Annotated in this window: 8 protein-coding genes and 2 pseudogenes; 8 read left to right on the plus strand and 2 right to left on the minus strand. The window is 51.7% G+C overall.

Features of this window, described 5'->3' with window-relative positions; translation table 11 throughout:
- Nucleotides 1–22 precede the first annotated feature (22 nt).
- A pseudogene (locus ABVN44_RS06925) lies at nucleotides 23–97 on the plus strand (GNAT family N-acetyltransferase); the annotation flags it as partial.
- Nucleotides 98–208: 111 nt separating this feature from the next.
- On the opposite strand, the pseudogene tsr reads toward ABVN44_RS06925, so the two are convergent.
- Nucleotides 209–1,859, minus strand: a pseudogene (gene tsr / locus ABVN44_RS06930) (methyl-accepting chemotaxis protein).
- A 366-nt stretch (nucleotides 1,860–2,225) separates the two neighbouring features.
- Here tsr and btsT point away from each other — a divergent pair.
- The 3 genes from btsT (at nucleotide 2,226) to yjiA (ending at nucleotide 5,641) form a co-directional block, all read left to right on the plus strand.
- Nucleotides 2,226–4,376, plus strand: a complete 2,151-nt coding sequence (gene btsT / locus ABVN44_RS06935; RefSeq protein WP_023216448.1) for a pyruvate/proton symporter BtsT — start codon at nucleotides 2,226–2,228, stop codon at nucleotides 4,374–4,376.
- A 94-nt stretch (nucleotides 4,377–4,470) separates the two neighbouring features.
- Entirely contained in the window at nucleotides 4,471–4,674 is a 204-nt protein-coding gene (locus ABVN44_RS06940) for a YbdD/YjiX family protein (protein ID WP_000460616.1), read from the plus strand.
- A gap of 10 nt (nucleotides 4,675–4,684) precedes the next feature.
- Nucleotides 4,685–5,641 (plus strand): GTPase, encoded by a 957-nt coding sequence (yjiA, locus tag ABVN44_RS06945; RefSeq protein ID WP_000187835.1) that lies wholly within the window; start codon nucleotides 4,685–4,687, stop codon nucleotides 5,639–5,641.
- Nucleotides 5,642–5,756: 115 nt separating this feature from the next.
- On the opposite strand, the gene ABVN44_RS06950 is transcribed toward yjiA, so the two are convergent.
- Nucleotides 5,757–6,725, minus strand: a complete 969-nt coding sequence (locus ABVN44_RS06950) for a hypothetical protein (protein WP_000452024.1) — start codon at nucleotides 6,723–6,725, stop codon at nucleotides 5,757–5,759.
- Nucleotides 6,726–6,866: 141 nt separating this feature from the next.
- Here ABVN44_RS06950 and hsdR point away from each other — a divergent pair, with 141 nt between their 5' ends.
- The 4 genes from hsdR to symE all read left to right on the plus strand — a co-directional run bounded on the left by hsdR (nucleotide 6,867) and on the right by symE (nucleotide 13,145).
- Nucleotides 6,867–9,296 (plus strand): EcoAI/FtnUII family type I restriction enzme subunit R, encoded by a 2,430-nt coding sequence (gene hsdR, locus ABVN44_RS06955; RefSeq protein WP_023231482.1) that lies wholly within the window; start codon nucleotides 6,867–6,869, stop codon nucleotides 9,294–9,296.
- A gap of 74 nt (nucleotides 9,297–9,370) precedes the next feature.
- Complete coding sequence (locus tag ABVN44_RS06960) at nucleotides 9,371–10,840, plus strand: type I restriction-modification system subunit M (protein WP_023231483.1); 1,470 nt, start codon at nucleotides 9,371–9,373, stop codon at nucleotides 10,838–10,840.
- The gene (locus ABVN44_RS06965) at nucleotides 10,840–12,609 is read left to right on the plus strand and encodes a restriction endonuclease subunit S (RefSeq protein ID WP_023231484.1); all 1,770 of its coding nucleotides are present in this window, start codon (nucleotides 10,840–10,842) and stop codon (nucleotides 12,607–12,609) included. Before ABVN44_RS06960 ends, ABVN44_RS06965 begins: the two co-directional genes overlap by 1 nt.
- A gap of 215 nt (nucleotides 12,610–12,824) precedes the next feature.
- A complete protein-coding gene (symE, locus tag ABVN44_RS06970; RefSeq protein ID WP_001736427.1) occupies nucleotides 12,825–13,145 on the plus strand; it encodes an endoribonuclease SymE in 321 nt (106 codons plus the stop codon).
- Nucleotides 13,146–13,153: the final 8 nt, after the last annotated feature.

Below are 13,153 nucleotides of genomic sequence, written 5' to 3' on the forward strand. Positions count from 1 at the left end.
ACGTTGGATTAGCGCGCGATATCAGAAAAGAGAGGAGGAAGCGGCGCACGGCCTCGCGTATGAATCACGCTGCGCCATGCGCCTGATGCTGGTTTAAAATCGGCCTGCGCGGACTGCCAGGCCTGGTAAGCGCTACGCCATCAGGCAAAAGTGTGAACATCTCATCCGGCCTACGATCATCTGTAGGCCGACTGTTCACCATACGCCCTTAAAACGTTTCCCAATTATCGCTGCCGTCGGCCACTGCGGCCTTTGGTGACGACACGGCTGCCGGGGTTTTTACCGCAGCCACTTCACGCGCACGCTGCTGTTGCTGGTGAATACGGAACACTGCGACGGCCTGGGTCAGACGGCTGGCTTGCTCTTCCAGCGCCGCAGCCGCGGCGGCGGACTCTTCCACCAGCGAGGCGTTCTGCTGCGTTACGCGATCCATCTCCGCTACCGCCAGGCCCACCTGGTCGATACCACGGCTTTGCTCGTCAGACGCCGAGGCAATCTCGCCCATGATATCGGTCACGCGGGTAACTGCATTGACGATCTCATCCATGGTTTCACCGGCGCTTTCGACCAGCGTCGACCCCACATCAACACGGCTCACGGAATCCTCAATCAGACTCTTGATCTCTCGTGCCGCCTGCGCGCTACGCTGGGCCAGATTACGGACTTCACCGGCCACCACCGCGAACCCGCGTCCCTGCTCGCCTGCGCGCGCCGCTTCTACCGCCGCATTCAGCGCCAGGATATTGGTCTGGAAAGCAATACCGTCGATTACGCTGATAATATCGGCGATTTTCTGCGAACTGGAGGCGATATCGCGCATTGTTTGTACGACGTTATCCACCACTTTGCCGCCTTTTTGCGCTGTTTCAGAGGCGCTCAATGCCAGGTGACTGGCCTGACGGGCGTTTTCGGCGTTCTGTTTCACGGTGGCGGTCAGTTGTTCCATACTGGCGGCGGTCTCTTCCAGAGACGCTGCCTGCTGCTCAGTACGGGAAGAGAGATCGTTGTTGCCCATCGCAATCTCGCTGGCGCCGCTATAGATCGCATTCGCGCCGTTACGTACATCGCCAACGGTACGCATCAGTTCACTTTGCATATGACGCAGGTTTTCAGCCAACTGCCCCATTTCGTTGGAGCCTTCCACGTCGATACGCTTCACCAGATCGCCGCTGGCGATATGACGAATGCTTTCAATCAGACGATTCATCGGGGCGATAAGCGACAGTTTGATGCCGAACCAGACGGCGATAATGACCACCAGAACGGCAATCAGCACACTGACCAGTACCCACATCGCCTGGTTGTAGGAACTGTTGTTATCCTCAACAGCAATATCGTACAGACGATCGTTTTGCTGCATATAGGCCATGTACTGCTTCTCAAAAGCGTCCTGATAGCTTTGAGTCGGTTGATCAAATCTTACCCGCGCCAAGAAGCTGAATAAGCTCCGCCAACGCGCCGTGGTAGATATCATAGGTTCGTTTGATCTCAAGGAAAGCCGCTTCACTCTGACGTGGATCGCGCGGTAACGCCTCATACTGCGCCCAGTTTTTTTCGGTCAGCTTCAGCGTATTGGTCGCCCCCTGCATCAGTTCAGCGACAGTTGCGCCGCTGCCAATATTGCTCTGGTCCATCATCCAGCGGATACCCGCGCGATTCAGGGTATTACGCGTTTGCAACAGCTCCACCCAGGTTGCATTCAGGGCAGACTGCTGCTGACGAATGGTTTGCAATACGGTGAAGTTTTCTTTGTCATTCTTCAGCGAGTTGAAGAACAGCCCGCCGGATGTCAGTTGTAAAAGGCCAAATAGCGCCAATACCAGCAGTAAGCTGGTAACAATTTTAATTCGCTTTAACATGTTTTCTCTTTCCGCTAGACAGATACAGAATTTTCGGCCTGGAAAGGGAAAACTTTATGGGATGCGCGCCATTAATATCACGATTAGCTCAGTGAAGTCGTTATGACGCCCCGCGCAACAAGGATCGTCCCATTTTATATCGTGATCTCAATCACATAAAATAGCCCACGCCCTCCTCCGCGAAACCGCTTACCGGTACGTCCGACCGCTTAAACCGCCATACAACCACTCACTGATTTACCTAACTTTACGCGCGCGATGATCTGGCAAGATCCTCTCAGCATAGCAGTCAATCTACCTCCTCAAACACGAACTCAATGTCCACCCAGCTTCGGCTGATAATTAAACTTACAACCAGGTTTTACTATGGATACGAAAAAGATATTCAAGCACATACCCTGGGTGATTCTCGGAATCATCGGTGCTTTCTGCCTCTCGGTCGTTGCCCTACGTCGGGGTGAACACGTGAGCGCCCTGTGGATCGTGGTCGCTTCCGTTTCCGTCTATCTGGTGGCTTACCGCTACTACAGCCTGTATATCGCCCAGAAGGTCATGAAACTCGACCCGACGCGCGCGACGCCGGCGGTCATCAATAACGACGGCCTGAACTACGTGCCGACTAACCGCTACGTGCTGTTTGGTCACCACTTCGCCGCCATCGCCGGCGCAGGTCCGCTGGTCGGGCCGGTATTGGCCGCGCAGATGGGCTATCTGCCGGGGACGCTGTGGCTGCTGGCGGGCGTAGTGCTCGCGGGCGCAGTGCAGGACTTTATGGTGCTGTTCATCTCCTCCCGCCGTAACGGCGCCTCTCTTGGCGAGATGATCAAAGAAGAGATGGGTACCGTTCCAGGCACCATCGCGCTGTTCGGCTGCTTCTTAATCATGATCATCATCCTCGCGGTGCTGGCATTAATTGTGGTTAAAGCGCTGGCCGAAAGCCCGTGGGGCGTCTTCACCGTCTGCTCCACGGTGCCGATTGCGCTGTTTATGGGCATCTACATGCGCTTCCTGCGTCCGGGACGCGTAGGCGAAGTCTCCGTTATTGGTATCGTGCTGCTGGTGGCGTCTATTTACTTCGGCGGCGTGATTGCCCACGACCCGTACTGGGGCCCGGCGCTGACCTTTAAAGACACCACCATTACCTTCGCGCTGATCGGCTACGCCTTTGTTTCCGCGCTGCTGCCGGTATGGCTGATCCTTGCCCCGCGCGACTATCTCGCTACCTTCCTGAAAATCGGCGTGATCGTCGGTCTGGCGCTGGGGATTGTGATCCTCAACCCGGAACTAAAAATGCCGGCATTGACGCAATATGTCGACGGTACTGGCCCGCTGTGGAAAGGCGCTCTGTTCCCATTCCTGTTCATCACCATCGCCTGTGGCGCCGTCTCTGGCTTCCACGCGCTCATCTCTTCCGGTACCACGCCGAAACTGCTGGCCTGTGAGACCGATGCGCGTTTTATCGGCTACGGCGCGATGCTGATGGAGTCCTTTGTTGCGGTGATGGCGCTGGTGGCGGCCTCGATCATTGAACCGGGTCTCTACTTCGCGATGAACACCCCGCCGGCAGGTCTGGGCATTACCATGCCAAACCTGCACGAGATGGGCGGCGAGAACGCGCCGCTGATTATGGCGCAGTTGAAAGACGTTACCGCACATGCAGCGGCGACCGTCAGCTCCTGGGGCTTTGTGATTTCCCCGGAACAAATCCTGCAAACTGCGAAAGATATCGGTGAACCGTCAGTATTGAACCGCGCAGGCGGCGCGCCAACGCTGGCAGTAGGTATCGCGCATGTGTTCCACAAAGTCCTGCCGATGGCGGATATGGGCTTCTGGTATCACTTCGGTATTCTGTTCGAAGCGCTGTTTATCCTGACCGCGCTGGATGCGGGTACCCGTTCCGGCCGCTTTATGTTGCAGGATTTGCTGGGTAACTTCGTCCCGTTCCTGAAAAAAACCGATTCTCTGGTCGCGGGTATCATCGGTACCGCAGGCTGCGTCGGTTTGTGGGGCTATCTGCTGTATCAGGGCGTGGTCGACCCACTGGGCGGCGTGAAGAGCCTGTGGCCGCTGTTCGGTATCTCTAACCAGATGCTGGCCGCCGTGGCGCTGGTGTTGAGCACCGTGGTACTGATCAAAATGCAGCGCACCAAATACATCTGGGTGACGGTAATTCCGGCGGTATGGCTGCTGATCTGCACCACCTGGGCGCTGGGCCTGAAACTGTTCAGCGCCAACCCACAGATGGAAGGTTTCTTCTACATGGCAAACCTGTATAAAGAGAAGATTGCCAACGACGCCAACCTGACCGCGCAGCAGATTGCCAATATGAACCATATCGTGGTGAACAACTACACTAACGCTGGTTTGAGTATTCTGTTCCTGGTGGTGGTGTACAGTATTATCTTCTACGGTTTCACCACCTGGATGAAGGTACGCAACAGCGATAAACGTACCGACAAAGAAACCCCGTATGTGCCCGTGCCGGAAGGCGGCGTGAAGATCTCTTCACACCACTAAAACTGATGCCGGGTAGCGCACAGCGACCCCGGCTAGTGTAGGCCGGATAAGGCGCAAGCCGCCATCCGGCTTTATTCATTAACAGGACGGCAGAATGTTTGATACTTTAGGTCAGGCAAAAAAATATCTCGGCCAGGCGGCAAAAATGTTGATTGGTATTCCGGACTACGACAACTATGTCGAGCACATGAAAACCAACCATCCCGACAAGCCGTACATGACCTATGAAGAGTTCTTCCGCGAACGTCAGCAAGCACGTTACGGCGGCGATGGCAAAGGCGGTATGCGCTGTTGTTAATGGAGAGACTATGACCCCGATTGCAGTTACCCTACTTACCGGTTTTCTTGGTGCCGGCAAAACCACCCTACTACGCCATATCCTCAACGAACAACATGGTTTTAAAATCGCCGTTATCGAAAACGAATTTGGCGAAGTCTCCGTTGACGATCAACTGATTGGCGATCGCGCCACACAGATCAAAACCCTGACTAACGGCTGCATCTGCTGTACCCGCTCCAACGAGCTGGAAGATGCGCTATTAGACCTGCTCGACAGCCGCGACCGCGGCGATATTGCTTTCGACCGCCTGGTGATTGAATGCACCGGCATGGCTGACCCCGGCCCGATTATTCAGACCTTTTTCTCCCATGACGTATTATGCGAACGCTACCTGTTAGACGGCGTGATTGCGCTGGTCGACGCGGTGCACGCTAACGAGCAGATGAACCAGTTCACCATCGCCCAGTCGCAGATAGGCTACGCCGACCGTATCCTGCTGACCAAAACCGACGTGGCAGGCGACAGCGAGAAACTGCGCGAGCGGCTGGCGCGTATCAACGCCCGCGCCCCGGTTTACACCGTGGTACACGGCGATATTGACCTGAGTCAGTTGTTTAATACCAGCGGCTTTATGCTGGAAGAGAACGTGCTGGCAAGCCAACCGCGTTTCCACTTTATTGCCGATAAACAGAACGATGTATCGTCAATTGTGGTGGAACTGGATTACCCGGTGGATATCAGCGAGGTGTCGCGGGTGATGGAAAACCTGCTGCTGGAATCAGCGGATAAACTGCTGCGTTACAAAGGGATGCTGTGGATCGACGGCGCCCCCAACCGCCTGCTGTTCCAGGGCGTGCAGCGTCTCTACAGCGCCGACTGGGACAGACCGTGGGGCGACGAAACGCCGCACAGCACGCTGGTATTTATCGGGATCCAGTTGCCGGAAGACGAGATCAGAGCGGCATTTGCGGGGTTAAGGAAGTAACCCGCATCAAGGCCATCACAGAATGATGGCCTTCAGAGCAGATATGGCACTCTCTATTCACCGTTAGCATATTATATCTTCCACCAGCGCACCACTACATAATGATAAATACAAACTACCTTAACCACGAGGGGATATTATACTCCGGCAAAGGCTCCACACTATAAGTATCTCTCCTGTCGCTCCCTTTTTTGCAGGTGATCTCATAGAAACCCCACTTATCATTTTTATCCGAATAAAACACAGTATATTTATCAGTATTAAAACCAAAATATTTTTCGTTTTTATTCTTCACTTCCAATTCACCGCACTTTGCTTCATTGCGCCATTCATGGTTGATGGTCTTTTTTAGCACAAAATAAGCGACATCACCAATCAACACAGGAACAAGCAGAAACAAAAACATAGACATAATAAAAGCACCTGTTAATGTAAAGATTCGATACCCTTTTGCTTTATCACCGTAACGCAGAAATAGCCCATAGCAAATAGGTTGTGATAACCACAGGAAAAACATAAGAAATGCGGTGGCTTTCCAACAATATTCTAACCATGGAGAAGAGGATAGCTCCAGGTTACTGATTTGCCAGAAAATACTGGCAGAGTAACTACTAGTAAAAACAAAAACACCTGAAAATGCGGTAACCGCCAAGCCGATTACCTTAAAGGTTTTTGCTGTATTATTTCTGGCAAAATCTAAAATAGTCAAAATGCTACTAATGAGGATAGAGACTGAAAATAAAATAGCTAACCAATACGTTATGGTGTTGACAAACACATTAGCAGACAACAACAAAAGCAAAAAAATTGACCATGCAGTTAGCGATAGAATACCAGCAAACCGAGTCAATAAATGATCATTGTCTGTGCGTACAAAGAAACTGATATATTCCCTAATTCGATTTTCTTGAGTGCAAGAGAATATTAGAATAGATACAAAGAGAAATGCAACCAGGTAACTTTTTAAAGGAACTTTATAGGGGATTAAATAGATTGCGATCACGCCATAGACAATCACCGCAGAATCTAATTTTTTCTGTTTAAAATGTTTAAGAAAGGATCTCCAAATCTTAATAACTTCCATATTAAAACCTTATATGTTGGGTACAGAATTCACGAATTCATCTAAAACAGAGACTTAACACCAATAATGCACACAGAGTGTAATGATTTCATCTGATTTTGTGTGTAGAATTTGCGCATCGCTATTCGATGAGAATCCCCAATGGCTGACCTGAACCTGAGTACCCTGACGGAAGCAGACATCATCACCAAACGCGTTATGCCCGCCATCCTTGATGCTGGCTGGAACGACACAACGCAAATCAGACAAGAGGTCAAACTCCGGGACGGCAAAGTCATCGTGCGCGGCAAAGTCGCGGCGCGTAGAACGGTGAAATCCGCCGATATCGTCCTGTATTACAAGCCGGGTATTCCGCTGGCAGTGATTGAAGCCAAAGCCAATAAACATGAAATTGGTAAAGGGATGCAGCAGGGTATTGAATACGCGCGCCTGCTGGACGTTCCTTTTGTTTTTGCTACCAACGGCGACGGTTTTATTTTCCGCGATGCCACGGTTGCTGACGGCGAACTAATGGAAAAACCGATTACCCTCGGCGAATTCCCTTCTCCCTCGGAACTGTGGCAAAAATTATGCTTATCAAAAGGCTATACTGAAGCTCAGCTTCCGGTGATTACCCAGGACTACTACGACGACGGCACCGGCAAAGCACCGCGTTATTACCAGCTACAGGCCATCAATAAAACCATTGAAGCCGTTTCCGCCGGGCAGAACCGCGTTCTGCTGGTGATGGCAACCGGAACGGGGAAAACCTACACCGCCTTCCAGATCATCTGGCGCTTATGGAAAGCGAAAAGTAAAAAGCGGATCCTGTTTCTCGCCGATCGCAATATTCTGGTCGATCAGACCAAAAACAACGATTTTCTGCCGTTTGGCACGGCAATGACCAAAGTCACCGGGCGCACTATCGATCCGGCCTTTGAAATCCATCTCGCGCTGTACCAGGCCATCACCGGCCCGGAAGAAGATCAAAAGGCCTTTAAACAAGTAGCCCCGGATTTCTTTGACCTGATTGTCATCGACGAATGCCACCGCGGCAGCGCTTCGGAAGATAGCGCGTGGCGTGAAATCCTCGACTATTTCAGCGCCGCCACGCAGATTGGCTTAACCGCCACGCCGAAAGAGACTCATGAAGTCTCCAGCACCGATTACTTCGGCGACCCGGTGTATATCTACTCACTGAAAGAAGGCATCGAAGACGGCTTCCTTGCCCCTTATAAAGTGGTGCGCGTCGATATCGATGTCGATCTTCAGGGATGGCGCCCGACCAAAGGCCAGACAGATAAAAACGGCGAGCTGATCGACGACCGTATCTACAACCAGAAAGATTTTGATCGCACGATGGTGATTGATGAGCGTACCGAACTGGTGGCCAAAACCATTACCGATTACCTCAAACGCACCAACCCGATGGATAAAACCATCATCTTCTGTAACGACATCGATCACGCGGAGCGGATGCGCCGCGCGCTGGTCAATCTCAACCCGGAACAGGTCAAGAAGAACGACAAGTATGTGATGAAAATCACCGGCGATGACGACATCGGCAAAGCACAGCTGGATAACTTTATTAACCCCAAAAAAGCCTATCCGGTTATCGCCACCACCTCCGAGCTGATGACCACCGGCGTCGACGCAAAGACCTGCAAACTGGTGGTGCTGGACCAAAACATTCAGTCGATGACCAAATTCAAGCAAATCATCGGCCGCGGTACCCGCATTGATGAACGCTACGGCAAGCTGTGGTTCACCATCCTCGACTTCAAAAAGGCAACCGAACTGTTCGCCGACGAACGCTTCGACGGCATTCCGGAAAAGGTGATGGACACCACGCCGGAAGATATCGCCGACCCGGACTCTGATTTTGAAGAGCAGTTCGACGAGCACGAAGAAGAGACTAAAGACGACATCACCGGGGCCGATGAAGATCCCGCGCCGTATACCGTCACCGGTGCAGACGATGTCGGCCCGCTGCCGGAAGACGACGAGAACAAAGTACGTAAGTTTCACGTCAACGGCGTGGCCGTCGGCGTGATTGCCCAGCGCGTGCAGTATTACGATGCCGACGGCAAGCTGGTCACCGAATCCTTCAAAGACTACACCCGTAAAACGCTGCTCAAAGAGTACGCCTCGCTGGATGATTTCACCCGCAAATGGCAGGACGCCGAACGCAAAGAAGCCATCATCAAGGAACTGGAGCAGCAGGGGATCATCTGGGAAGTGCTGGCGGAAGAGGTCGGTAAAGAGCTCGACCCGTTCGACATGCTGTGCCACGTGGTGTATGGTCAGCCGCCGTTAACCCGCAAAGAGCGGGCGGAGAACGTGCGTAAACGCAACTACTTCACCAAATACTCCGACGCCGCGCAGGCGGTGCTGAATACGCTGCTGGATAAATACGCCGATGCGGGCGTGCAGGAAATCGAGAGTATCCAGGTGCTGAAGCTCAAGCCGTTCGACAGCATGGGTACGCTGCCGGAGATCATTAAAAGCGGATTCGGCGACCGTAACGGGTATAATCAGGCCATCAGCGAGCTGGAGAGCGAAATCTACCACCTACCGCCCCGCTCCGCGTAACCACTCCCCTTTTGCGCCTTCTGCTGCCACCGCGTAGCAGAAGGCCTTATTGTTAATGAAACATGGAATACATCATGTCAATCAGCTCAGTAATCAAATCATTACAGGACATTATGCGCAAAGACGCCGGCGTGGACGGCGATGCGCAGCGCCTCGGCCAGCTCTCCTGGCTGCTGTTTCTGAAAATCTTTGACGCCCAGGAAGAGGCGCTGGAACTGGAGCAGGATAACTATCAGTATCCGATCCCACAGCGCTACCTGTGGCGCACCTGGGCGGCAAACGCCGAGGGCATTACCGGTGATTCCCTGCTGGAATTCGTCAACGATGACCTGTTCCCGGCGCTGAAAAACCTCACCGCCCCCATCGATAAAAACCCGCGCGGCTTTGTGGTCAGACAGGCGTTCAGCGATGCCTATAACTACATGAAAAACGGCACCTTGCTGCGTCAGGTGATCAACAAGCTCAACGAAATTGACTTCACCAGCGCCAGCGAACGCCACCTGTTCGGCGACATTTATGAACAGATCCTCAAAGATCTGCAATCGGCGGGCAATGCCGGTGAATTTTATACCCCGCGCGCCGTCACCCGCTTTATGGTCGATCGCGTCGATCCGAAGCTCGGCGAGTCGATTATGGATCCGGCCTGCGGCACCGGCGGCTTCCTCGCCTGCGCGTTCGATCACGTCAAAAACAACTACGTGAAGAGCGTGGCCGATCACCAGACGCTACAACAGCAGATCCACGGCGTGGAGAAAAAACAGCTCCCGCACCTGCTGGCGACCACCAATATGCTGCTGCACGGTATCGAAGTGCCGGTGCAAATTCGTCACGACAATACCCTCAACAAGCCGCTGTCGTCGTGGGATGAACAGCTGGATGTGATCGTCACCAACCCGCCGTTCGGCGGCACCGAAGAAGACGGTATCGAGAAGAACTTCCCGGCAGAAATGCAGACCCGCGAAACGGCGGATCTGTTCCTGCAACTGATCGTTGAAGTGCTGGCGAAAAACGGCCGCGCGGCGGTGGTGCTGCCGGACGGCACGCTGTTTGGCGAAGGTGTGAAAACCAAGATCAAAAAGCTGCTCACCGAGGAGTGCAACCTGCACACCATCGTGCGTCTGCCGAACGGCGTGTTTAACCCGTACACCGGGATCAAAACCAACCTGCTGTTCTTTACCAAAGGCCAGCCGACTAAAGAAATCTGGTTCTACGAGCACCCGTACCCGGCGGGGGTGAAGAACTACAGCAAAACCAAACCGATGAAGTTTGACGAGTTCCAGGCCGAGATCGACTGGTGGGGCAACGAGGCCGACGGCTTCGCCAGCCGCGTCGAGAACGAACAGGCGTGGAAGGTCAGCATCGACGAGGTGATTGCCCGCAACTTTAACCTCGATATCAAGAACCCGCACCAGGCGGAAACCGTCAGCCACGACCCGGACGAACTGCTGGCGCAGTACGCGAAGCAGCAGGAAGAAATCCAGACCCTGCGCCACCAATTGCGCGATATCCTCGGCGCGGCGCTCTCCGGTAAGGAGACCAACTGATGGCGGTGGAAAAACTGATTGTCGACCATATCGACACCTGGACCACGGCGCTGCAAACCCGCTCCACGGCGGGGCGCGGCAGCTCGGGTAAGATTGACCTGTACGGCATTAAGAAGCTGCGCGAGCTAATTCTGGAGCTGGCGGTGCGCGGCAAGCTGGTGCCGCAGGATCCGAACGACGAACCGGCGTCAGTACTTCTGGAGCGTATTGCGGCGGAAAAGGCCGAGCTGATGAAGCAAGGGAAAATTAAAAAGCAAAAGCCGCTGCCGGAGATTAGCGAGGAAGAGAAACCGTTTGAGCTACCGGTGGGGTGGGAATGGACCCGATTAATTAATCTTGGTACATGGGCTTTAGGTTCTGGTTTTCCAAATGTGGTTCAAGGAAACTCTGATAAAGAAATTTTGATGTGTAAGGTTAGCGACATGAATCTCGAGGGTAACGAGAAATTCATCGTTTCAACAATAAATACAATTTCAAAAGATCTAGCTGATGAATATAAAATTAAAACTTCAGAGCCCGGCACCATCATTTTCCCTAAAATTGGCGGAGCAATTGCGACTAATAAGCGAAGAATTTTAGTTCAGGAAACAGCAATTGATAACAACTGTCTTGGAATAAAACCATGTAATGCAATATCAGGTGAGTGGTTCTATCTAATCCTTAGTGCTCTCGATATGTCAAAGTACCAATCAGGTACCTCGATACCCGCGATAAACCAAAGTGTCATAGGTAGTATACCTATCGCGCTTCCTTCTCTTAAAATGCAAGAGAAGATTTTATCTTATGTCATAACCCTAATGTCCCTCTGCGACCAACTGGAGCTGCATTCCCTGACCAGTCTGGATGCCCATCAACAGCTGGTTGAAACCCTGCTAACCACGCTAACCGACAGCCAGAACGCCGATGAACTGGCCGAAAACTGGTCGCGTATCAGCGAGCATTTCGACACACTGTTTACCACCGAAGCCAGCATTGACGCCTTAAAACAGACCATTCTGCAACTGGCGGTGATGGGCAAACTGGTACCGCAGGATCCGAACGATGAACCGGCCTCTGAACTGCTCAAACGTATTGCGCAGGAAAAAGCACAGCTGGTGAAAGACGGGAAAATGAAAAAGCAAAAACCGTTGCCACCGATTAGTGATGAGGAAAAACCATTTGAACTGCCAGATGGGTGGGAATGGGTTAAATTGGGAAATATACTCCATGATATAAAATATGGAACTTCTCAAAAATGTGATTATAATATTTCAGGCTATCCTGTTCTAAGAATTCCTAACATTGTAAAAGGTATTATCGATCTTGCCGACATAAAGTATGGTGCATTAACCGATTCTGAATTAAAAGATCTTACACTAAATAAAAATGATCTCTTATTTATAAGATCTAATGGCAGCACTAATATTGTCGGTCAAAGTACATTAGTTCAACACGATCTAAAAGATCATGCTTATGCTGGCTATATAATTAGAGTACGGCTACATAACGAATATATTAATGCCAGATATATAAACATGATAATGAAATCAAATTTAATACGTGAGCAAATTGAAGGTCCTATTAGAACAACTACAGGTGTCAAAAACATTAATTCAAATGAACTTATGGGACTTCTTGTACCTCTTCCACCAAAAAATGAACAAGGGATAATCATTAAAAAAATTAATGAAATAGATACAACTTTATCTAATTTGAAAGTTAGCATCCAATCCGCCCAACAAACCCAGGTCCACCTGGCCGACGCCCTCACCGACGCCGCCATAAATTAACCCGCCCCCAGAAACCAATAAAGCGGCTAAATAGCCGCTTTATTCCCATCACCAGTAATAATCCTTCCCTTCATCCGCGCCGTTATTTTCATTCATTTTCAGCTGGACTTTCCTTCTATTCACTGATGTTATGTACAGGTATTTTTCGCAAGACGCCCGTGCTGCAACACGAGCGCCTCGCTAATCACAATCCCTATTGAAAAGGAATAGAGACCATGACTACCCCGCATTCTATTGCAGAATTCACCGATCCAGAAGTCTCCCCGACAAATAACCGCGCCGCCACCGTCAGTTATGCGAGCCGCTACCCGGAATACACCCGTATCCCCGCCATTACCCTAAAAGGCCAGTGGCTGGAAGCCGCTGGTTTTACCACCGGCAGCAAAATGGATATTAAGGTGATGGAAGGCTGCATTGTACTGACCGTGAAACCACCAGAGCCTGAGCTGGTTGAGTCTTTACGGCAAGTAAGCAAGCTGTCAGTACGTAAACAAAAGCAAGTTCAAACGTTTATCCGCGTGATTTCTTCTAAATAGGCAGGAAA

It is taken from the genome of Salmonella sp. SJTUF15570, from assembly GCF_043357055.1.
Taxonomy (GTDB): Bacteria; Pseudomonadota; Gammaproteobacteria; order Enterobacterales; family Enterobacteriaceae; genus Salmonella; species Salmonella enterica.